The sequence below is a fragment of the Mycobacterium sp. E740 genome, from assembly GCF_001672895.1.
In the GTDB taxonomy this organism is placed as follows: Bacteria; Actinomycetota; Actinomycetes; order Mycobacteriales; family Mycobacteriaceae; genus Mycobacterium.
This window is the reverse complement of record NZ_LZKP01000143.1, coordinates 1-23,132: the sequence shown is the minus strand read 5'-3', so window position 1 is coordinate 23,132 and position 23,132 is coordinate 1. Positions and strand designations below refer to the sequence as shown.

Annotated in this window: 16 protein-coding genes and 1 pseudogene; 6 read left to right on the top strand and 11 right to left on the bottom strand. The window is 65.2% G+C overall.

What is annotated here, in order from left to right:
• Positions 1-35 precede the first annotated feature (35 nt).
• Complete coding sequence (locus tag A5663_RS13565) at positions 36-3,161, bottom strand: ATP-dependent DNA helicase (protein ID WP_068149589.1); 3,126 nt, start codon at positions 3,159-3,161, stop codon at positions 36-38.
• Positions 3,162-3,226: 65 nt separating this feature from the next.
• On the opposite strand from A5663_RS13565, the gene A5663_RS13560 reads away from it, so the two are divergent.
• Positions 3,227-4,006 (top strand): alpha/beta fold hydrolase, encoded by a 780-nt coding sequence (locus A5663_RS13560; RefSeq protein WP_068149586.1) that lies wholly within the window; start codon positions 3,227-3,229, stop codon positions 4,004-4,006.
• A 2-nt stretch (positions 4,007-4,008) separates the two neighbouring features.
• On the top strand, positions 4,009-4,305 hold the full coding sequence (locus A5663_RS13555) for an MGMT family protein (protein WP_068149582.1): 297 nt from the start codon (positions 4,009-4,011) through the stop codon (positions 4,303-4,305).
• A gap of 77 nt (positions 4,306-4,382) precedes the next feature.
• On the opposite strand, the gene A5663_RS13550 is transcribed toward A5663_RS13555, so the two are convergent.
• From A5663_RS13550 to A5663_RS13540, 3 genes are all read right to left on the bottom strand, one after another.
• Entirely contained in the window at positions 4,383-5,237 is an 855-nt protein-coding gene (locus tag A5663_RS13550) for a TIGR02569 family protein (RefSeq protein ID WP_068149601.1), read from the bottom strand.
• A gap of 36 nt (positions 5,238-5,273) precedes the next feature.
• Positions 5,274-6,452: an adenylyltransferase/sulfurtransferase MoeZ gene (gene moeZ / locus A5663_RS13545; protein ID WP_068149579.1), complete on the bottom strand. Its 1,179-nt coding sequence runs from the start codon at positions 6,450-6,452 to the stop codon at positions 5,274-5,276.
• A gap of 191 nt (positions 6,453-6,643) precedes the next feature.
• A complete protein-coding gene (locus A5663_RS13540; RefSeq protein ID WP_082974120.1) occupies positions 6,644-7,705 on the bottom strand; it encodes a DUF3152 domain-containing protein in 1,062 nt (353 codons plus the stop codon).
• A 172-nt stretch (positions 7,706-7,877) separates the two neighbouring features.
• Here A5663_RS13540 and A5663_RS13535 point away from each other — a divergent pair, with 172 nt between their 5' ends.
• On the top strand, positions 7,878-8,543 hold the full coding sequence (locus tag A5663_RS13535) for a TetR/AcrR family transcriptional regulator (protein ID WP_068149598.1): 666 nt from the start codon (positions 7,878-7,880) through the stop codon (positions 8,541-8,543).
• On the opposite strand, the gene A5663_RS13530 is transcribed toward A5663_RS13535, so the two are convergent.
• On the bottom strand, positions 8,530-8,775 hold the full coding sequence (locus tag A5663_RS13530) for a DUF3107 domain-containing protein (protein ID WP_068149571.1): 246 nt from the start codon (positions 8,773-8,775) through the stop codon (positions 8,530-8,532). The genes A5663_RS13535 and A5663_RS13530 overlap by 14 nt on opposite strands.
• Positions 8,776-9,011: 236 nt before the next feature.
• Here A5663_RS13530 and A5663_RS13525 point away from each other — a divergent pair, with 236 nt between their 5' ends.
• Positions 9,012-9,782, top strand: coding sequence for a hypothetical protein (locus tag A5663_RS13525; protein WP_068149568.1), 771 nt, complete (start codon positions 9,012-9,014; stop codon positions 9,780-9,782).
• Between the two features lie 35 nt (positions 9,783-9,817).
• Here A5663_RS13525 and A5663_RS13520 read toward each other — a convergent pair whose 3' ends face one another.
• Positions 9,818-10,513 carry a ferritin-like fold-containing protein gene (locus tag A5663_RS13520; RefSeq protein ID WP_068149564.1) on the bottom strand — a complete coding sequence of 232 codons (696 nt, stop codon included), beginning with the start codon at positions 10,511-10,513 and terminating at the stop codon, positions 9,818-9,820.
• A gap of 256 nt (positions 10,514-10,769) precedes the next feature.
• On the opposite strand from A5663_RS13520, the gene A5663_RS13515 reads away from it, so the two are divergent.
• Both A5663_RS13515 and A5663_RS13510 read left to right on the top strand, forming a co-directional pair.
• On the top strand, positions 10,770-12,245 hold the full coding sequence (locus A5663_RS13515) for a DEAD/DEAH box helicase (RefSeq protein ID WP_068149559.1): 1,476 nt from the start codon (positions 10,770-10,772) through the stop codon (positions 12,243-12,245).
• Between the two features lie 18 nt (positions 12,246-12,263).
• Positions 12,264-13,475: a hypothetical protein gene (locus tag A5663_RS13510; protein WP_068149556.1), complete on the top strand. Its 1,212-nt coding sequence runs from the start codon at positions 12,264-12,266 to the stop codon at positions 13,473-13,475.
• A gap of 40 nt (positions 13,476-13,515) precedes the next feature.
• Here A5663_RS13510 and A5663_RS13505 read toward each other — a convergent pair whose 3' ends face one another.
• The 5 genes and pseudogenes from A5663_RS13505 to A5663_RS23355 all read right to left on the bottom strand — a co-directional run.
• The gene (locus A5663_RS13505; RefSeq protein WP_068149595.1) at positions 13,516-14,856 is read right to left on the bottom strand and encodes a cation:proton antiporter; all 1,341 of its coding nucleotides are present in this window, start codon (positions 14,854-14,856) and stop codon (positions 13,516-13,518) included.
• 5 nt (positions 14,857-14,861) lie between these two features.
• Entirely contained in the window at positions 14,862-15,719 is an 858-nt protein-coding gene (locus tag A5663_RS13500; RefSeq protein ID WP_068149552.1) for an ABC transporter permease, read from the bottom strand.
• Complete coding sequence (locus A5663_RS13495) at positions 15,719-16,585, bottom strand: ABC transporter ATP-binding protein (RefSeq protein ID WP_231976782.1); 867 nt, start codon at positions 16,583-16,585, stop codon at positions 15,719-15,721. The genes A5663_RS13500 and A5663_RS13495 overlap by 1 nt, the downstream gene beginning before the upstream one ends.
• A complete protein-coding gene (locus tag A5663_RS13490) occupies positions 16,575-22,136 on the bottom strand; it encodes a type I polyketide synthase (protein WP_068149548.1) in 5,562 nt (1,853 codons plus the stop codon). The genes A5663_RS13495 and A5663_RS13490 overlap by 11 nt, the downstream gene beginning before the upstream one ends.
• A gap of 59 nt (positions 22,137-22,195) precedes the next feature.
• Positions 22,196-23,132, bottom strand: a pseudogene (locus A5663_RS23355) (halogenase); the annotation flags it as partial.

The window sequence follows — 23,132 nt, the reverse complement described above, 5'->3', positions numbered from 1 at the left end:
CGCGGCGGCGAGCTCGGCGGGGCTGTAGCGCGGGGTCATGACAGGCCTCCGGTGGTGGCTTGGGCGGGGCACAGTCCCCGCACGGGGCAGTGGCTGCATCCGTCGTTGACACGCGCGACGAACTGCGGACCCTGAGTGGCCGCCGCCGCGCGACGGACTGTGTCCCGCCACTCTGCTCGGCTCTGCGGGGTCAGCGCGTCCTGCTGCCGCTCGGTGACGCCCCCCGCAGACGTCTTCCCGAGATAGACCAGGCGGCCGCCGCCGGGCGGCGACTCATCCTCGGCGACAAGGCCTTCGGCGATCGCCAACTGATACATCGCCAGCTGGGCGTGGCTCTGCGCGTCGTCTTTGGTGACCGCGGTCTTTGCGGTCTTGAGATCGACCACCACGAGCCGGCCCTCGCCGTCGCGTTCGATGCGGTCGGCCCGCCCGCGAACCCGCACACTCGGGCCTGCACCGTCGCCCGCCACCACCACCCCGTCGATGTCCACCTCGGTACCCACCTCGGTGAACTCGCCGCGGGTCCGGGTGCGCCACTGCTCGAACGCCGCCAACATCGCGCGGTGGCGACCGAGTTCGTTGTCGGCGTACCAACGCGAGCCGAACGGCAACTTCGGCCAGACCTTCTCGAGTTCGTTGACCAGCTGGCTCTCCGTTCGGCCAGAGTCGGCGACGAGGGCATGCACCAGCGAGCCGACCGCGGACCGCACGTCGCGGGCATCGGCGCCGCCGTGCCGTTCCAGCAGCCAACGCAGCGGACAGTCGGTGAGCATCTGCAGCGTCGACGGCGACAGCGTGACGGTGTGGTCGTCGCCGGTCCACAGAGGTTCCTCACTGGACGGCTGCGTCATGGATTGCCACTGCGCCGGGTCGGCGCCGACCACACCGGCGGCCGCCAGCCGCGCCAATTGCGTTGCCGCACAGGCACGTACGCTGTCCTCAATCGTGCCGTCGGGCGCGCACACCACCGAGCGCAGGCGGCCGACCAGCGCGGCGGGAGCCAACACCCGCGGCGCGGCGACCGGAGAGGTGAGCTCGGGAACGTCGGCAGCCAGCGCGCCCAACTCGTAGCAGAACGCCGACGGGAGCATCGACTCGTCACCGTTGTCGCTGTCGACTGCCGTCAGCAGCAGGCGGCTGCGGGCGCGGCCCATCGCGGCGATGAGCAGCCGTCGTTCCTCAGCCAGCAGCGGTGCCCTGGTCGATACGCCTTGTTCACCTTCCGCGGTGACACCGTCGAGGAGGTCGACGAGCTGCTGGGTGGCCAGCACCCCGCCGCGCGGAATCGTGTTGGGCCACAGGCCCTCCTGCACGCCTGCGATCACGACGAACTCCCACTCGTGACCGAGCGCGGCATGTGCGCTGAGCACCGAGACCGCATCAACGTCGTCGCGCGCGTCGCGCGCGGCCGGCCCGAGGCCGGTGACATGGTCGACGAGGCCGCACAGCGATGCCGCCGGGGTGCGGTTGACGTACTGCTCGGCGAGGTCGAACAGCGCAGTGACAGCGTCCAGGTCACGATCGGCCTGCGCACCCACTGCGCCCCCGCGCTCGCTTGCAGCCAGCCAGCGCCGTTGCAGGCCCGACCGGTGCCACACCTGCCAGAGCGTGAAGCGCGGGTCGGCTCCGTGCTCGACGCTGCGGCGGGCCGCGGTCAGCACTTTGCGTACGCGGCTCAGTGCACGCGCAAGGTTCTCGGGTAGCCCGTCGACCTCTCGCTGCAATGCCTCGATGAGCAGATCGGCGAAATCCCGTGGGGGGCTGCAGCCGTCGGCGCGCCGCAGCGCACGCCGCAACTGTCGCAGCGACACGGGGTCGACACGCCCGATCGGTCCGGTCACCAGCGCCTGCGCCTGCTCGGCATCCAGGCTTTGCGCGGTGGCGACCAGTACCGTCAGCAACGTTCGGACCGCGGGATGCTGACCCAACGGGGGGTTCGGGCACGACGTGTCGACGGGAACACCGGCCGCCGTCAGCGTGCGCGCCAGCGCGGCGCCGAGGCGAGGGACGGAGCGCACGATGACCGCCATCTGCGACCACGGCACCCCGTCCACGAGGTGCGCCCGGCGCAGCGCGTCAGCGACCATCGCCGCCTCGGCGTGCGGTGAGGCCGCGATACGTACTGCCACCGTGCCCGACGGGCCGGGTGCCCCGGTCACCGTGCGGCCCGCGTCAGTGCCGGGCAGCCGCCGGGCGACGTGGCTGATGGCACCGGCGATCGCCGGGGCGCACCGGCGAGACTCGGTGAGCTCGATCGCCGGCTCGTCGCCACGAAGCAACGCCGGTTCCGCACCGCGGTAGCCGAACACCGCCTGGTTGGGATCACCTGCGAGCACGGCCAGTTCGGCTCCGGACGCCAGCACCCGAACCAGCCGCGCAGCTTGCGGATCCAGTTGCTGGGCGTCGTCGACGAGGAGCAGCCTGATCCGGGCACGCTCCCCAGTCAGCAACTCGGTGTCGGTTCCGAATGCCTCCAGCGCCGCCCCCACCAGTTCCGCCGCGCCGAGAGCGGGGATGGTCGCCTGCGGTGCGGCCATCCCGACCGCCGAACGCAGCAGCATGATCTGCTCGTAAGCCTGGGCGAACTGGCCGGCCGCCAGCCACTCCGGCTTCCCCGCCCGTCGCCCGATGCGTTGCAGTTCAGCAGGATCCACCCCGCGTTCGGTGCAGCGGGCGAGCAGGTCGCGGAGCTCGTTGGCGAAGCCGACGGTGCTCAACGCCGGCCGCAGATGTCGCGGCCAGCTGATCGGCGACCGCTCGCCGTCCTCGAGGTCGCCGGCGAGCAGTTCACGAACGATGCCGTCCTGTTCTGCGCCAGTGATCAGCCGGGGCGGAGCGTCACCGTTGCGCTGCGCCGCCAGCCGCAAGACCGCGAACGCGTACGAGTGCACGGTGCGCACCACCGGTTCACGCACGGCGATTCGCGCGCCGGCCTGCAGCAGCTCGGCGGTGATGGCCGCGCGGGCCCGCACGCCGAGCCGGGCCGAACCGGTCAGCAGCAGAACCGATTCCGGGTCCAGGCCCGCGGCGATGTGCGCGGCCGCCGTCTTGACGAGCAGCGTGCTCTTGCCGCTGCCGGCCCCTCCGATCACGCGCACCACCCCACGCGCGTCCGGTTCGGTGAGCGCCGTGGGGCTGAGATCGGTGTGCGGTGCGGACATGGTCGAAATGACACCACGGGGGTCTGACAAGTGGCCGTTACAGCAGGCTGGCACCATCAACAGGCGTGAAAGAACTCCTGCACGTCCACCGCTACGGACCCGACGCACACGCGCAGGTGTTGGCGGTGCACGGACTGACCGGCCACGGTCAGCGGTGGCAGACGCTGGCGACGCGCCACCTGCCCGAAATCTCGATCCTGGCACCCGACTTGATCGGGCACGGCCGGTCGTCGTGGGCGGCGCCGTGGACGCTGGAGGCGAACGCCGCGGCGCTCGCCGAGTTGATCGAGGCGGACGGCCCGGTCGTGGTGGTCGGCCATTCCTTCGGCGGTGCCGTCGCACTGAACCTCGCCGCCGCCAGACCCGAGTTGGTGTCAGGCCTGATGTTGTTGGACCCGGCCGTCGGTTTGAGCGGTGAATGGATGGCCGAGATCGCCGACGCCATGTTCGCCTCACCGGACTACACCGACCGCGCCGAGGCGCGCGCCGAGAAGGCGAACGGATCGTGGGGCGAGGCGCAGCCGGGCGAGCTGGACCGCGATCTCGACGAACACCTGATCGCGCTGCCGTCCGGCAGGGTCGGCTGGCGGATCAGCATTCCGGCGATGATGGCGTACTGGAGCGAGCTGGCCCGCCCGGTCTCGTTGCCGCGCAAGGGCATTCCGACGCTCATGGTGCGCGCCGCGCGCACGAACCCCGCGTATGCGACCGATCAGCTCGTCGCGACGCTGCGGCAGCGCCTCGGCGAGGACTTCACGCTGCTGGACTGGGACTGCGACCACATGGTCGCGCACGCGAAGCCCGAAGAGACGGCAACGCTGATCCGCGGACTGCTCGGGTCCTAGCCATGGCGCCGATCAGCGACGAACAGGTCGAGGCTGTGCGCGCGCTGGTCGCCGCCATTCCGTCGGGTCGGGTGTCGACCTACGGCGACATCGCCGATGCCGCAGGGCTTTCCAGTCCCCGCATCGTCGGCTGGATCATGCGCACCGATTCCTCGGACCTGCCGTGGCACCGGGTGATCCGCGCGTCGGGGAAACCGGCTGCGCACCTGGCGACGCGCCAACTCGAGCGGCTGCGCGCCGAAGGTGTGTTGGCCGATGACGGCCGAATTCGGCTCGACGAGGTACGCCACGAGTTCTGAACCCACCGAACGAGAATCTACGGTCGTGATCCAGTTCGGATCGCGACCAGGAATGCTATTTCGGCGCAAGCCGGCGACTAGAGAACGAGTCGCACCAGCGCTGCCGTACGCGCCAGACCCGGGAACGCCGCGGCCGTCGACCGCGGATGAAGTGCGTGCACCGCGATGCGAAACATCAACGCGCGCAACAACATCTGCGGCCATTCCGGCAGCGGGCTCCAGCGCTCGATGAGTCCGTCGTCGGCCTCGCCCCAAGAAAGCGCGTCGACCACGACGACACCGGCCGCCCACGATCCGGGCCGCCAGTACGGGATGATGTCGGTGATCCCCGGCGCGGCGGTGCCCGCGAAAAGCACTGTGCCGTAAAGATCGCCGTGCACCAACTGGCTGGGACTCTTGGTCGGCTTACGGAGGGTCGCGAGCTGGTTGAGCAACTCCACCGATCGCTGACCGTCGGCGGAACCGGGCGATACCTGGGCCCCCGGCGGCAGCGAGTGCAGCGGCCGTTCCTCCCACGCGGCGCGGTCTGCCGCGATGAACACGTCGACGTCCGCCCACGGCGCCACCGGCGGCTGGGTCAGAAACCTCGGGCGTTCCAGCTTGGCCGTCGCCTCATGAAGTCGCACAGCGGCCGAGACCACCTCGTCGTGACGGGGTTCCGGGGTGCCCGCGACGAAGGTGTCCGCGCGCCAGCCCGCCACCACGTACCGCCCGTCGGTGGAGCGCACCGGCCGCGCCAACCGCACCCCGTCGACGAACAGCGTCTCCCGGACTTTCGCCGACCATGCGGCGCGGGCATGGTCGGCGACCATCGAGAGCACGACTTCGCCGCAGCGCCAGCCGCCTTCCCAACTCGATCCGAGCGGGACCGGCGCGACGCCGGTCAGGCCGAACGCAGCCAGCACATGATCGGGTGGCCGTTCGACAGTCACCACCTCAGCGTAAGCGGAGTTCCGGCAAACGAGCCGTTAGTACATCACCATGTCGGGCTCGAGTTGCTTGCCCCAGGCGACAATTCCGCCCTGCACGTGCATGGCGTCGGAGAAGCCCGCGTTCTTCGCGATCGCCAGCACCTCGGCCGAGCGCACGCCGGTCTTGCAGTAGAACACCGGAGTCCGGTCGGGTGGCAACTTGGCCAGCGCCTCGCCGGATTCGAAGGAGCCCTTCGGGATGAGCTCGGCGCCCTCGATGTGGTTGATGTCCCATTCGACGCGTTCACGTACGTCGATCAGCGCCAGCGGCTTGCCCGAATCCAGCAGCTCCTTGAGTTCGCGCGGCGTCAGCGTCGAGTCGGCGGCGGCTTCGGCCGCGGCATCGGAGACGACCCCGCAGAACTCCTCGTAGTCGATGAGCTCGGTGATCTTCGGCGTCGACGGATCCTTGCGGATCTTGATCGTGCGGTACGTCATGTCGAGCGCGTCGTAGACCATGAGCCGGCCCAGCAGCGTTTCGCCGATTCCGGTGATCAGCTTGATCGCCTCGGTGCCCATGACCGATGCCACGGACGAGCACAGGATGCCCAGCACCCCGCCCTCCGCGCACGACGGCACCATCCCGGGCGGCGGCGGCTCGGGATACAGGTCGCGGTAGTTCAGGCCCCGGCCGTCCGGGGCGTCCTCCCAGAACACCGAGATCTGGCCCTCGAACCGGTAGATCGAGCCCCACACATACGGCTTGTGTGCGAGCACAGCGGCGTCGTTGACCAGATAGCGCGTCGCGAAGTTGTCCGTGCCGTCGAGGATCAAGTCGTACTGCTCGAACAGCTCGACCGCGTTGTCGGGTTCGAGCCGAAACTGGTGCAGCCGCACGTCGATCAGCGGATTGATGGCGAGGATCGAGTCACGGGCGCTCTCCGCCTTCGGGCGGCCGATGTCGGCTTGGCCGTGGATGATTTGACGCTGCAGGTTCGACTCGTCTACGACGTCGAACTCGACGATGCCGATGGTGCCGACACCGGCGGCGGCCAGGTAGAGCAGTGTCGGCGAACCCAGCCCGCCGGCGCCGATCACGAGCACCCGGGCGTTCTTCAGCCGCTTCTGCCCGTCCAGGCCGAGATCCGGAATGATGAGGTGGCGGCTGTAGCGCGCGACCTCCTCGCGGGTGAGTTCGGCCGCCGGTTGCACCAGCGGCGGCAACGGTGTCGACACCGTGTCTCCTTGATTCGCCTTGGTTCTACGTCTCTGACCATCTCATCAGTTACGAGATTCAACAGCAACGAGCCGCCGGCGCTTCCCGCACGCTCACACCCCGGCGAGCGACCGGTTTTGCACGCTTGGTGGCGGCGTGTCGCGGGACAGACACGGTCGGTCGCGGCAAAAGACGAGCCCGGGGCCCCGGCTCAGGCGATCGGATACGGCCAGGGGTTGGGCTTGCAGCTGTGGTTGTCCGGCTGCACCGACTGCGGGTCGAACCGCGCGGCGTCGTTGTTGTTGGTCGAGAACGTCTGCTGCATCATCACCGGCGCCAGCTCGTCGTTGCCCCCGCACGGCTCGTGTCGCTGGTAGCCGATCGCGTGGCCGACCTCGTGATTGATCAGGTACTGCCGATACGAGCCCACGTCGCCCTGAAACGGCACCGCCCCGCGCACCCAGCGCGCCTCGTTGATGAACACGCGCGGCTGGCCGCCGGCGTACGCCGGGTTGTAGCAGGACGCCTCGAGCTGGATGTCGTAGCCGCAGCCTTCGCGCACGGTCATCGGCGTGCTCAGCGACACCCGGAAGTCGGGCGCCACGCCCGATGCCGCGTCCAGGCGAACGAACGCGAACTGCGGGTTGTGCGTCCAGCTCTTCGGGTTGCCCAGCGTCTCGCTGACCATGCGGGCGAAGGCCTCGTCGCCACCGAATGTCGCGGTGTCGATGCCGTCTTCCACCTCGACGGTGTAGGTGAACACCTTCGCGGTGCCCTGACCGACCTGCGGCGTGGTGCCCGGAACGAGGTGCCATGTCTTGGCGCCCGCTTCGGTGAACGGGCCGCCCTGGGGCAGGATCCCGGTCGGCAGGTTGGCGTCGAACTGGGTCAGTCCTTTCGGCGGCGCGCCGATGATCGCTGTGCTCGCGACCCCGATGGTCGGCGGTCCCTGCACCGGCCCCTCGGCCTGCTTGGACGCCGGTGCGCTGGTCCCGGCGATCGTCTGGTACACCACCACCCCGGTCAGCGCGACCAGGACCGGCAGCGCGTAGGCCCGCCAGCCGTAGGTGGAGACGAAGCGACCGAGCCACGTCTGCTTGCGGATGCGGCGGTGCTCGTCGCGATTGGACCTGACCCGTCCCGAGCTCTCCGTGATCGGGTCACGCAGAGCGCGCAACGGTTCGCGCCACTCGTTGCGCAGCACGGGCACCTGACCACCCTCGCGACGCTGAGACCCCAAATGTCCTCCTCGCGTGCGGGAGTCATAGGTCACCGAAACAGGATGACACAGGCCAGCGCCGTCGAAGTCCCGGCGCGCCACCGGCCGTCTGACAGCTGTGAGCCGTGCCTGACGTATGCGCTCTGCCGACGGTAGTAGTGTCGGGGCGAAAACCCGATCCCACCAGAGGGACCCAAGACCAGATTGACGCCAGATGAAGGACGTGATGAGCGATCTCGCCAACACCGCCGCGAGGAGGGGCGCGCAGCCGGGCAGCGGCGAAGTGGTGAACCGCAGAGGCAGCAGGCTGCCGCGTGACGAGCGGCGCGGCCAGTTACTGATCGCTGCCAGCGAGGTTTTCGTCGATCGCGGGTATCACGCCGCGGGGATGGACGAGATCGCCGATCGTGCTGGTGTGAGCAAACCTGTTCTCTACCAACACTTTTCGTCGAAGCTGGAGCTGTACCTGGCGGTGTTGGCCAAGCATGTGGAGAATCTGGTGTCCGGCGTGCGTCAGGCGCTGCGCACCACGACCGACAACCGCCAGCGGTTGCGCGCGGCGGTCCAGGCGTTCTTCGACTTCATCGAGCACGACGGCCAGGGCTACCGGCTGATCTTCGAGAATGACTACGTCAACGAACCCCAGGTCGCCGCGCAGGTGAAGGTGGCTACCGAGGCGTGCACCGACGCGGTGTTCGACCTGATCAGCCGCGATTCCGGACTGGAAGCGCACCGGGCCAGGATGATCGCGGTCGGGCTGGTGGCGATCAGCGTCGACTCCGCGCGCTACTGGCTCAACAACGAGCGGCCGATCTCCAAGGACGACGCCGTCGAGGGCACTGTGCAGTTCGCCTGGGGCGGACTGTCACACGTGCCGCTCACCCGGTCTTAGAACCGAGCCCCACCCCGAAGCCGACGCGACGGACATCGGCGGCGCCGATCTCCACGTAGGCGATCTTCGACGTCTGCACCAGGAACCGCCGACCCTTCTCGTCGGTCAGGGCCAACACGCCCGCGTCCTTGGCCAGCGCGTCGGTGAACAGTTGCTCGACCTCGCTTGGTGTCTGCGCGCTGTTGAAGCTCAGCTCGCGCGGGCTGTCCGTGACACCGATCTTGACCTCCACGCCGTGGTCCCTTTCCGTCGCACCGAAGAACTTGACGCAAGGCTAGTGGACGCCCCGGCGTCGGCGTCGCACCGGTGAGTTCGCGGTCAGCGAAGCGGCAGAAGTCATACGGCGACCGAACCGAAGCCGGACCGTAACCAACACACCAGCCGCTGAACCTCACTGGTCACTTCCGTCTCGATAGCATCAGCCGCGGCAAGAGTTTCTGCGCCCCAACACGATCCGGGAAAACCCATATGAACAGGCCTTACACCGCGCATTCACCGTATTCGCTGACCCCGACCGAGCGGATTCCCACGTACACCTCCGGGTACGCCGGACCCACCGTCGACGACTACGACTACGAGTTCGACCGCGACTACGACGGGCTGCGCACACCCGACGAGTACGAGGAGTTCGACGAGTACGAACTGCAGTACGACGAGGAGCGCATCGACCGGCGCTGGATGTGGGTGGCCGGGATAGCGGGCCTGATCCTGTTCATCGCCATCGGCACCACGGGAATCATCCTCGGCGGGGGCGACAGCGGCTCGGTGTCGTCGACCGCGACGTCGGATGCGGCGACGACGTCAGCAGCGCCGGCGACGACGTCCGCGAGGCCGTCGGCGAGAGCGCCCCTGGCACCGTCGCTGCCCCGGGAAACGGTGACGACGGTGAGTCCGACCGCCCAGACGTCGACGCCGCCGGCTCCCGTCCCGACCCAGCCGGCGGCTGCACCGCCGCCCCCGGCACCCGCACCGCGCACCATCACCTACCGGGTGACCGGCAACCGTCAGCTGCTCGATCTGGTGACCGTGATCTACACCGACGGGCAGGGTGCGCTGCGGACCGACGTCAACGTCGCGCTGCCGTGGGTCAAACAGGTCGTCCTCGACCCGGGCGTCGAGCTGAAGTCGGTGACCGCGACCAGCGTCGGTGGCCAGCTGAACTGCGGCATTCTCGACGCGGCGGGCACGGTGATCACCGCGCAGAACAACAACTCGATGATCGCCACCTGCACTCAGTAACCGGGCGAGGCTAGGAGCTCACGGGCGCGCCGGGTTCACGCCAGGCCCAGCTCCTGCATGCGCGAGGTGTGGGTGCGCTGCAGCCGGTCGAAGAACTCGGTCAGCTGCGTGAGCCCTTCGCCACTGGACATCACAAGGTCGACCAGCTCGTCGTGATCGGCCAGCACGAACTGCGCCTGGGTGATCGCCTCACCGAGGAGCCGACGCGACCACAGCGCCAGCCGGTGCCGCTGCTTCTCGCTGGCCGTCACCGCTGCGCGCACTTCCGCGACGACGAACTGCGAGTGCCCGGTCTCCGACAGCACAGCGCGCACCACTTCGGCGACCTCGTGGGGCATGGCGTCGGCGATCTCGAGGTAGAAGTCCGCGGCGAGCGCGTCGCCGACATAGGTCTTGACCAACGCCTCGAGCCACGTGCTCGGAGTGGTCAGGCGGTGGTAATTCTCAAGTGCCGATGCGTATCTCGTCATAGCGGGCACGACGTCCACGCCGCGGCGCTCGAGCGCGTCGCGCAGCACCTCGTAGTGGTTCATCTCGGCGGCCGCCATCGCCGCCATGTTGATCCGGCCACGCAGGTTCGGAGCCATGCGCGCTTCGTCGGTGAGTCGGTAGAACGCGGCCACCTCGCCGTAGGCCAGCAGCGCGAAGAGTTCGTTCACGCCGGGATGCTCGGACGACACACCTGACGTCGCCGTGTCGGTCCCCTCGGGTGCAGGCGGCGTCGCGTTCATGAGCCCAACAATAAACGCCGCCTTTGCGCGTGGCCGTGGACGGAAACCCGACCAGGTATGATGGCGTCGGGCCGCAGCATCGGCAAGCACGGAAGAGCTCGCCGCGACCCAAGAAATGTGCGTGCACGCAGTCGGCCCGCCTACCTCAGCGCAGGGCCCGGCCGCATGGCCATCACTTCGACGGCCGTCACTTCGTCGAACTCGTGCGCGCGTGGCAGCCATGAGGATTGACAAGTGAAAGGCCTCGTTCCCGCGTATGACGCATCTCAACCCCACCTTTGCTGAACTCGGAGTCCGCGACGAAATCGTGCGGGCCCTCGCCGAGGACGGCAAGCTACATCCGTTTGCCATTCAAGAACTGACCATGCCGATGGCCCTGGCCGGCGACGACCTGATCGGCCAGGCCCGCACCGGCATGGGCAAGACGCTGGCGTTCGGTGTGCCGCTGTTGCAGCGGATCACCACCGACGCCGAGCGGCCGTTGACGGGCGTGCCGCGCGCGCTGGTCGTCGTGCCCACCCGCGAACTGTGCCTGCAGGTCTACGGCGATCTCGCCACCGCGGCGAAGTACCTCACCGTCGACGGCGCCGAGGGCTCCACCCGCAAGCTGTCGGTCACCTCCATCTACGGTGGACGCCCCTACGAAGGCCAGATCGAGGCGCTGCAGAAGGGTGTCGACGTCGTCGTCGGCACACCGGGCCGCCTGCTGGACCTGGCCCAGCAGGGCCACCTCAAGCTGGGCGGACTGTCCATGCTGGTGCTCGACGAGGCCGACGAAATGCTCGACCTCGGCTTCCTGCCCGATATCGAGCGGATTCTGCGCCAGATCCCCGACAGCAGGCAGTCGATGCTGTTCTCGGCGACGATGCCGGACCCGATCATCACGCTGGCCCGCACGTTCATGAACCAGCCGACTCACATCAGGGCCGAAGCCCCGCATTCGGCGGCCACCCACGACACCACCGAGCAGTTCGCCTACCGTGCGCACGCGCTGGACAAGGTGGAGATGGTCAGCCGCATCCTGCAGGCCGAAGGCCGCGGCGCGACGATGATCTTCACCCGCACCAAGCGCACCGCCCAGAAGGTCTCCGACGAACTCGCCGAGCGCGGGTTCAAGGTCGGCGCCGTGCACGGCGACCTCGGTCAGGGCGCCCGCGAGAAGGCGCTCAAGGCGTTCCGCACCGGCGACATCGACGTGCTCGTGGCCACCGACGTCGCCGCCCGCGGCATCGACATCGACGACGTCACCCACGTGATCAACTACCAGATCCCCGAGGACGAGCAGGCCTACGTCCACCGGATCGGGCGCACCGGCCGGGCCGGCAAGACCGGTGTCGCGGTCACGCTGGTGGACTGGGACGAGCTGACCCGCTGGGCCCTGATCGACAAGGCCCTGAACCTCGGCTGCCCGGATCCGGCCGAGACGTACTCCAGCTCACCTCATCTGTACAGCGAGCTGAACATCCCTGGCGACGCGACGGGCACCGTCGGCAAGCCGGTCAGGACGCCGAGCAAGCGGACCCCCGCCGAGAAAACGGCTGAGCGTCCGGCCCGCAGTCGCAACCGGACCCGGCGGCGCACCCGGGGGGGCAAGCCGGTCACCGGGCATCCCGAAGCGGCAACCCCAGCCGAGCAGGATGCCGGCGGTGCCGGCGAGAGTTCCGGCGACGCCGGTCCCGCCAAGCGCAGGCGTCGTCGTCGGCCGCGCAAGGCCGCGGCCAGCGCCGGCTGACGCTGCGCCACCCACCCGATGGTCGAACCCGAACGCCGCACCCGAACCGACGTGGTCGTGGCGTTGGCGATCGGGCTCGTCGTCGTGGTGACGGCGGCCCTGGTCTGGTGGACCAGCGACGCGCGCGCGACCACCAGCAGGCCCGCCGCCGCGCCGGTTGCGGCGCTCGAGCCGGCCAAGGCGGTTCCGCAGTCGCTGCGTGAGTTGTGGTCGGCACCCAGTGGGCGCACGAGGACGCCGATCGTCGTCGGCGGCGCCGTCGTGACGGGTGACGGGCAGGCCGTGCAGGGCCATGATCCCGCGACGGGCGACACGCTGTGGACCTACGCGCGCGACCTCGACCTGTGCGGGGTCAGCTACGTCTACCAGTACGCGGTGGCCGTCTATCCGGACGTGCGGGGATGCGGCCAGGTCAGCACCATCGACGCCAAGACCGGCATGCGCGGGCCGGCGCGCTCCTCCTACGCCGACGCGGATGTCGCGCTGACGTCAGACGGCACCGCCGTCCTTTCGGCGGGCGAGCACCGACTGGAGCTGTGGCGCTCGGACATGGTCCGCATGCTCAGCTACGGCGCCCTGGATGCCCGCATCAAACCCGACGTTCCCACGACGCCGCTGTGCCGGTTGGTGTCTGCACAGGCGAGTTCGAGCGCGGTGTCGGTGCTCGAGGAGTGCCCACGACAACGCGATCTGCGGCTGACTCTGCTGCGGCCCTCCGACGAGGAGGACACCCCTGAGTTGAGGTACGTGTCGCAGCCGGGCGTGGCAGCCGACTCCGGCGCGCGGGTGGTGGCGGTCGCCGACACCACAACCGCCGTCTACGTGCCCGCACCCAAGCCCACACTGAACGTGGTCGACGAGACCGGTGCGACGATCGCCAGCACCGCAGTGGCGCGGCCGCCGTCGCCGCAGGCCACGATGACGCGGGCGGGTGACCTGATCACCTGGTGGACCGGTGACAGCGTAATGGTGTTCTCCGCCAACGGACTTCGCTACAAGTACACGGTGGCGCCGGGAGGCCCCAATATTCCGTTGGGGCCGGCGACGGTCATGGCGGGCCGGCTGTTGGTGCCGGTGACGGGCGGTTACGACGTGTTCGATCCCGAGACCGGCCACGGCGAACGCCACATTCCGCTGGACCGCTCGCCTGTCGCCGGGCCCGTGGTGCCGGCGGTCGCCGGGTCGACGCTGGTCGAGCAACGCGGTGACCAGCTGGTCGCGCTCGGCTAGCGCGCGGGGTTGGCGATCACCTCTGACGTATTGGGTCCGATCAGCCGAGCATCCTCGTCAAACTTTGCACTCCGGCAGGGCCGAACGTTGATCCAGACTTTTCAAGCCGGCGTTCGAACAGCCGCTGTAGCGGAGTTGCGACGAGCGTCGTAATGATGGTCATGAGCGCCAGGACGGTGTAAAGCTTGCTTGAGATGAGTCCCGCCTCGAATCCGATATTGAGGAGTATCAACTCCATCAATCCGCGGGCATTGGCAAGGGCGCCCATTGAACCCGCTTCGTACCAACTCATGCCATGCCAGCGTGCTGCGATTCCGACCGCACCGAACTTCGCCGCGAACGACACCACCAAGACGATCACCGCCATGAGAAGAGTAGAACCGTTCAAGATCAGGGTCAGCTGAGTGTTCAGCCCCGAATAGATGAAAAATGCGGGTATCAAGAGGTAAGCCGTCAGCGGTTCGAACCGCTCCCGGATGGCATCGAGCAGCGCGCCTCGCGGCATCGCCACGCCGGCCACGAAAGCTCCGAAAACCGAATAGATCCCGACGAGGTCGGTGAACCAGCTCGCACTCAGCACGACCAGGAGGACGACGCTTACATGGGCGATCGGCACGCCGCCGGTGCGTTCAACGTCAGCACGATGCGGCGTCCAGGTCTCGAGCCTTGCAAGTAGCGGGCGGCCGATGTACACCATGAACAACAGGTAGACCAGCCCGCCGCCGATCGCCAGAAATGCGCCGAGCAGGCGCCCATTGGCCGTCGCCACCACTGCGGCCAGAAGCACCCAGGAGCACGCATCGTCAACAGCGGCGCAGGACAACGACATTGTGCCCAACCGCGTGTTGAGCAGTCCTGAGTCGTACACGATCCAGGCCAACATCGGAAACGCTGTGATCGCCACAGCCGCGCCGATGAACAGGCCCCCGTGCCAATGCTGTACCCCTTCGGTGAAATACCCACCGAAGCTGACCATCCACCACCCGACGACACCGCCCAGAACCAACGGAACACCAATGCCGGCTATCGAAGTGGCGCCAGCCTGCCTTCTATGTGAGCTGAGGATGTCGAGCTTGAACGACGCTCCCACGAGAAACATGTAGAGCACGAGCCCGAGTTGGCCGACGACGTAGATGACCGCGAGGTTCGGATGCGTGACAGTTTCGCTACCAATAGTGAGATGCGTCGGAAACAACCACTGTTGCCCGGCGGGCCAAATCCATCCCAAGACCGAAGGGCCCAATGCGAAACCAGCCACCATGATCGCGACCACCTGCACCTGCGCGAGTCGACGAAAGAGCGGCCACAGAAGGCGATAGGTCAGAAGTATGACCGCGATCTGGAGGAAGAAATGATAAGCGACTTCGAGTAAGGAGGGCATCTTGATCAACCTCTGTCCGACCATCGGAACACAAACAGGCAAGCCGTCAGGCCGCCGATGCACCACGCACTGAGGACGAGGAATGTCCGCCAGTGTTCCCAGGCGCCAGCCGGTTCGAAGGCGACCATCTGCGCCGGCAACAGCACCGACCGGAATCCCTGAGCCATCCACTTGACGGGAAAGATCGACCCGGCAATCAACATCCAGGTCGGTAACATCACGAGCGGCACATAGGTGCCCGACACGAACTGCAGACCAACTGCTGGACCGTTGGTGAGGACCGCAGCAGAAACAGCATTGCTTGCAAAGTTGCTTATGAAGATGCCCAACAGCGAACAACTGACAGTTCCCAAGACAAAAACCCACGTCAACGTGAACCAGCCGAAAGCATCCGACGGCACTCGAAGGCCGAAGACGAAAACACCAAGTAATAGCAAGATTACGGCTTCGGCGGAGCTGACTATCGCTACCAGCATGATCTTGCCGATGAAGTACGACGTCGCGGCTGTTGGCGTTCCACGAAGTCGTCTCAACGCCCCGGTGTCGCGGTCGGCAGCGATGCTGATGCCCAGGTTGATGAAAGAAGTTGACAGTATTCCGTAGGCGAGCATGCTCGCCGCGATCACCGCACCGGTGCTGATGTCGCTGTAAGGCAGTTTCGTCGAGAAGATCGATCCCAGCAGGAGGCAGATAACCGCCGGCATCGCGAAGGTCAGCGCCATTTGTTCTGGTCGACGGTAGAACATCTTGAGCTCGGGGACGACTCGCGACAGGCCGATCCGCACTGCGGATGGGACCGATGGGTTTTGGCGACCCTCACGATGCCGAGCCGGCGATGTCTTCTCAGCGTGTTCGACCGCCATTACGACCCACCGATCAGTTGCAAATAGGCGTCTTCGAGTGTCGGTCGGGAAACCGTCAATTGAGCCAGTTCGGCGCCATCTCGGCTCCGTTGTCTGATGAGCTCGGTCGGGAAATCTGTGTGTTCGACATAAACCTCATCTCCCTCAACCCACCGCACGGTTGCGGCCGAGCGCAGGTGTTCAACCAATCTCGCCGGCGAGTCCATTGCCACAATTCTGCCGTTGGCGACGACCGCTACGCGGTCCGCCAACGCGGCGGCTTCTTCGAGGTAGTGGGTGGTGAGCAGGATGGTCGTGCCGTTGGCCGTCAAAAGCCTTATGACGTCCCAGAATTGCCGTCGAGATTCGGGGTCGAACCCGACCGTTGGTTCGTCCAGAAACAGCAACTCGGGCATCCCGATGATGCCTAGCGCGACATCGAGACGACGACGCTGGCCACCGGACAGCGTCCTCACCCGCGAGCTGGAAAGTGGAGCAAGCCCGACGAACTCAAGTAGTTCCTCAGGTCTCCGAGCAGCGCCGTAGCAGCTGGTGAACATCTTCACCGTTTCGCGAACGGTGAGCATGCTCGCATCGCTCGCGTCCTGGAGGACTATGCCAATTCTGGCGCGCCAACTCCTGCCTGCGGTCCCTGGATCCTCGCCCAACACCAGTACCCGACCCGAGTCGCGCTTCCGGTTGCCTTCAAGGATCTCGATTGTCGTCGACTTGCCTGCCCCGTTGGGACCGAGGATCGCGAAGATCTCACCGTGCCCGACGTCAAAATCGATATCTCGGACGGCGTGTGTCCGTCCATAACATTTCGATAGTCCTCGAACTTGAACTGCGGCAGTGTCGTTCGTGTGCACGTTCAGGTCAGAGTTCACGCTGCACCCCTCCGGGTCTCGGCGCAGCGGCTGGTGTCTCGAGTTCAGCAAGCAGCTCTAGCAGGTCGGCATCCGACATGTCACCCATCAACTGGTCGACGTCATCGACGATTCCCAGTGATGACGGCCCCGGGTCTTCGGCAGGCGCGGGCGAATCTCCGTGGATGGAGTGAAGCTCGGCGAGAATCCGATCGGACAAGGAGTTTACGCTCACGCCTTGGAGTATCTCCAGCACCGGGAGGTCGATTGAGAACGTGGAATTGATTCTCACTCTGAAATCCATCGCCATCATGGAATCCATGCCGATATCGTCGAGCATGGCGTCGGCCTCGATGTCGCTCACGGCGCAATCGAAAACCACGGCAACAATGAGTTGCAGATGCTCCGCGATCACCGCTGCCCGTTCCGCCTCCTGGGTGACAGCAAGCATCTCGAGTACTGACGGTGCTGAATTGCTCTGGGAAACAGAATATTCTGCTGATTCGAGCTCAGAAAGCATCCGCGGCAAGGATCGGCCAAGTCCGGCATTGCGGGCTCGGTTCCAGTCGGCCGTGATCGCGATGACGTTGGCGACCTTCTGGTTGAGGAGGCGATCCAGTATCCGTTTGCCCACGGCGGGAGTGATCAGCTCGATGCCTCGCTGGGCATACAATTTCTCCAGTTTCAGTTCCTCGACCATTCCGAGCGACCAAGGTCCCCATCCGATGGTGAGTGCTGGCTGTCCATGCGCTTGCCGATAGTGCGCGAAGGCATCAAGGAAAGCGTTAGCGGCCGCATAGTTAGCTTGGCCCGGTGACGCGATAGTCGAACCCGCAGAGCCAAACATCACAAAAAATTCCAGCTCGTAGTCCTTGAACGCCTCATGGAGCACGCGGGTTCCAGTGATTTTTGGCGTCAACACCTTGGCGAAATCGACTTCGCTCATGTTGACCAGCAGTCGGTCCGCAACCAATCCCGCGGCATGCACGATGCCACGAACCGGCCGACCGCCGCCTTGGATGTGATCACCCAGCCAAGCGGCGACCTGATCGGCGTCAGCGATATCCACACTGGCGGTTACTATCTGAGCCCCGAGGCGTTCGATCGCTCGTATGGTGGTCACGGTCGCATAGTGGGGGTCGTCGCCGGTGAGGTGTGACCAGCGGTCTCGCGGAGGGATAACGCTACGGCTCAGCAAGGTGATGTGTCGTGCCCCACGTTCGGCCAGGTACTCCGCCATTATGCGGCCGAGCGCTCCTGTTCCCCCCGTGACGATATAAGTCGCGTCAGGAGTGAGTTTTGTGGGGAAAGGTCTGGTCAGGTTCTGGCACGGACGCAGGCGCGGGACGAACGTAGTGCGGCCGCGGATCGCGATCTGATCCTCGGACCCATCGTCGATGAGTTCCTCGCAGATACGCGCGGCGATTTGAGTCTGTTCTTGGGCGTCGTCGATGTCGATGAGACCACCCCAGTATTCCGCGAACTCCTGATGCCCGATGACGCGTCCGAGTCCCCAGACGGCGGCCTGGTCTACTGCCTTTACCGGGAATCCCGGCACCCGTTGCGAGTTTGCAGTGACCACATACAGGCGAGCTTTCGCGGCACCATGCTCTGCGAGCGCTTTGACGAGACGGAGGATGGTGAATGCGCCAAGCCCGTGACCGTCGGAGTCGGACGAGATCTCGAGCGGCCAGCAGTCGACGATGTTTGTGAGATCACCCGGATCGACAAAGTGCGAGGTGATCAGTTGGATTACGTGATCGGGAAAGTCAGGGTTGATCGAATAAACTCCGTCGACATGGGTGACCACATCAACGGATCGGTGTTCGACCGTTTGAACGCGGTGGCCGCGACGGCGCAATTCCCGAGCAATGGCGTGGCCGACGCCTGAGTTGTCGACGAGCACGAGCCAGGACTGACGATCACGTGGGTTCTCGGGCGGAGAAAGCGTATGGGCACCTTCCTCCCGGACCTTCGCTGACCACGTGAGTTCGTACAACCCCCTGTCGATCTGAGCGGCCGACATTTGCGATGACGCAGTCAGCGACTGCACGATGAAGCCCTCGATGACGATGAGCGGATTGCCCAGACGGTCGGTTACCGTGATGTCGCTTTCGATCAAGTCCTTGGCCGCTGAGATGACCTTGACACGAACCATCATGTTTTCCTCAGGCCCGCCATGGACCGAGAAGCGCCGAACGTGAGTCGGCAGATATGGTTCCGCGTTCGCCTCCTGACCGCGAAACGTTGCGCCCAAGAGCGTTTGAAAGGCACCATCGATGAGCGCCGGGTGAAAGCGGTATACGTCGAGTTCGTCGGCCACGGCAGCCGAAATGGCGATCTCGGCCGAAACCCAGCCCTCACCCGCGGTCAAGCTCTGGATGGACTGAAATAACGGGCCGTAATCGAATGCCATGGCGGCGCTGCGGGTGTAGAACTCGTTTCCACTGATCGAGATGACCGGTTCCCGGAGGTTCAACGCTTCGCAGCGGCGAGGCGTCGCCGCAAGCGTATTGAGCTCAGCGGTGGCGGTGATCATCCACTTGAGGTGACCGTCTGCCGTTGCCTTGAAAGCGGCGAATTCCAACGTGCCATCGTGTTCGTTCAGAGTCGTCCTGATAATCGGATCGCAGGTCTCGTCGAGGATGACGGCGCGGTGGAACGTTAGGTTCTCCACACTGAGATTTGCTCCGTAAGTCAATCTACCTGCCTCCAGCGCCATTTCGATGTATATGGCTGCGGGTAGGACAACATTCCCCTGCATACGGTGATCACCGAGGAATGCGTTTGCGACTGTGCTTAATTCAGCTTCCCAGGTGGGATGGATGGCGCTGACCGCTTGGCCCAGGAGCGGATGCACCGGGTTGTAGAAGAGAGCTTCCACCGCTTCGGGCGTTTCTTCCCAGAAGCGCTTGGTCTGCCACGGGTACGAGGGAAGTTTGAGAAGTCGTGCCTGGCGCAGGGGGTTGACGGTGTTCCAAGCGATGTCATGACCATTACAGTGCAGCTCGCCGACGCAGCTCAGCAGTGTGCGGCAGTCGTCGTGATCATGTCGCTGAGTGGCCATGACTGAGATTCGTTGACTCCCAGCGGTTTCGAAGATTGCTGGCGCGAGGACAGGGTGGGGTCCGAGGTGGACGAAATGGGCGAATCCATCGTCAAGCATTCGGCGGATCGCGGGTTCGAACAGCACGGTAGCGCGGGTGTTCTGCCACCAGTAGGCGGCACCGGCGTCGTATCCATCCAGCTGTTCGCCCGTGACCGTCGAGTAGAGCGGCAGCGTGGCAGCTTTCGACGACAAGCTTTCGAAGGCGTTGAATAGGTCGTCTCGCACCGAATCCATGTAATGGGTGTGGTACGGAATGTTTCCCGGCAGATAGCGATTGAAGACTCCGGACTCGTTCAATTGCCGTCGGATCCCTTCGATCGCGTCGGGGTCGCCCGCGATGGTGGTCGCCGACGGGCTGTTGACCGCAGCCACCGAGATCCGTCTTCCGAATTCGTCGCGTACCGTCTCGTCGACCACTTCCATCAACGAGGCGGCATCGAGTCCGACTGCGAGCATGCGGCCTTGTCCGCTTGTGCGTTGTTGGAGTCGGCTCCGGTGGTACACGACATGAATGGCCTGTTCGAAGGTGAGCAGACCGGCGAGATGGTGGGCGGCCACCTCACCGGCGCTGTGGCCGATAATGGCGTCGGGCTCGACTCCGAAGTGCGCAAGCTGCTCGGCTAATGCCACTTGTATGGCGAAGTTGGCGGGCTGCGCGATCTCCGTTTCCGCCATGCGCGAGCGGGTCTCATCGCAGCGTAGTTCTTCGATCAGGGACCAGTTCGTGTACCGAGACAGTTCTCGATCGCTTCGCAGGATGCTTTCGGTGAACACGGGAAAAACGTCCAGTAACCCTCGGCACATCTGTGACCACTGGGGTCCCATTCCGGTGCAGACGAACGCCAACTTGGGTGGGGGCGAGCTGATGCGGCCCGTGGAGATCTGCCCGCCTTGGGCGACGGCGCGCAATTGTGCCTCCAAATCGGAAACACTTTCGGTGATCAAGGTGTAGCGATGATTGAGATGAGCGCGCCGCTGGGCGAGTGTGTAGCAGACATCCGGCAGGGTGACATCGGGGTGGCTGGCAAGATACTCGACGAGCCGCTCGGCCGTCGCGACCAGTGCTTCCTCGCTGCGCGCCGAAATCGGCACCGTAGCCATCGGCAACGTCGGGACGTCCGGCAGAGCAGAGGCGCAGGCAGGTGCGGGAGGCTCAGCCAGCAACACGTGTGCGTTGGTGCCGCCGAATCCGAATGAGTTGACTCCTGCTACGCGTCGGATACAGGCCGGAAATGGGCGGCCCGCTGCCGGAATGTCGATCTTCAAATCCGCCAAAGAGACTTGCCGGGTCGGGATTCGCAGATTCACGTTTCCGGGAATGTACCCGTGCTTGAGCACGAGCGCCGCTTTGATCAGTCCGGCCACACCGGCGCCCGCCTCTAGGTGGCCGATGTTGGTCTTCACCGATCCGACCAGCAGAGGGTTCGCTGTTGATCGTTCTGAGGTGAGCGCACTCGCCAGCGCCCGCAACTCGATCGGGTCGCCGACGGGCGTTCCGGTACCGTGCGCTTCCACGTACCCAACTTCGGTTGCCGAAACGCGCGCTCGCCGAAGAGCTGTCCTGATTGCGGCTTCTTGGGATTCTTCGCGAGGCACGGTTATGCCGTCGGTATGGCCGTCTTGTGACACCGCGGTGCCCAGAAGCTGGGCGTAAATGTCGTCGCCGTCGTCGAGCGCGCGCTGAAGCGGTTTGAGGATGACGACCGCCCCGCCTTCTCCGCGTGCGTAACCGTCCGCGGAGTCGTCGAATGCTTTGGAACGTCCTTCAGGGCTGAGGAATCCGCTCTTCGACTCCGCAATTGCGGTATTGGGACCGATCATGAGGTTCACCCCGCCAGCAAGAGCGAGATCACATTCACCATTCCAGACACTCTGCGCCGCAAGATGCACCGCGACGAGCGAGCTGGAGCACGCTGTGTCAATCGCCATGCTCGGTCCCCGGAAGTCGAAGGCATACGAGATCCGGTTCGCCAACATCGTCATCATCATTCCGGTGGCAGAATGCGACTTGAACCGGTAACGGCTGGTGCGGCCCTGATTTTGCAAAAGCTGATAGTCGAGAGTGAAGCCGCCGACGAAAACGCCGACGTCAGTACCCGCCAAATCGCCGGCGGGTATCCCGCCGTCCTCGAGCGCCTCCCACGTAGCACGTAGCAGCAAGCGCTGTTGTGGATCGAGTGAGTGCGCTTCACGGGGGGACATTCCGAAGAACTGGGGATCGAATTGATCTATCTCGCTGAGGAATCCGCCTCGGCGAGTGATCATCTTTCCGGCCTTCGCCGGATTGCTATCGTGATATCGCATCGCGCTCCAACGGTTTTCGGGCACGACACAAGTGGCGTCGGTGTCATCGCAGAGCAGGTGCCAGAAGCTCTCGGCGGAGTCTCCGCCTCCGGGGAATCGACAGCCAATCCCGACGATGGCCAGCGGCTCGTGGTTGCTGTCTTCACTGAGCATGTTCATCCTCTGCTCTCACAACCGGGCTGTGTTTCGGTCAGGTGAATTCGCAATAATGCTTTGGGTCAACTCGACTGAAGCACCGGTTTGGCAGCTACGATCCAGTCGCCGCTGACCGGGTTGGTCGCTTGTTCGCGGCGATAGGTCGATCGCAGCTCGCGCAGAAGCGAATCCCGTTGCCACGCCTGCACTTGGCGCATGACGTCGTCATCCTGAAACAGCGATGAATTCTCGGCGATCACAGTCTCGGCGAGCTGACCTGCGAGTTGACGTAACAGCTGGGCGTTGGCTTTGAAGCGATCGGTGAAGTCCGAACTCGTCTCCATCATCGCGGTGTGCAGGACCGCCATGAAACCGAAAGGCGTGTACAAATCGATGAACGGCACCGATGAAGTGCCGACCTCGACGGCGGCCCACTCCCGAAAGAACCGCTGAATGCGGTTGCTGAGTGCGATCAGTCCTTCCAGATGAGGGACTAGATCAGGATCGTCCGCCATTCGCACGAAGCGGTCGTTCGTGTAGAGCAAACCCACGAAGCCCCAATAGAACGCAATATCCCAGATGATCTTTGCCGACATAACCGTCGCGTGGCCCATCAAACGGTACTGATCCTGATAGACAGCGAGCCACATCTCAGTGAGCGAGCGATAGAGGGAATCGCTGATCTGCGAGCGCGCGAGGACATTTTCACCGTCCAGATCACGGGTGATCATGTCGGTGATCAAGCCATTACCGATGGCGACCAAGTCCAGTCCAGATGAGTACAACGGATCTAGGAATACGCCAGCGTCGCCCGTAAGGCACCACCGGTCGCGGCCGTTGAATACCTTGGTTGCGCCGTGGCTGTAATTCTTCATGACCCGGAAGTCCAAGATCAGGTCGTCGTGCTCCGCGAGCATCGCAGCACACTGCGGTTCATGTGCCCACAGCCACGACTTGGCTCTGACCAGGGTGTTGAATTCGTCGAATGCGTGAAACGCCGGGTCGGCGACTATTCCAACG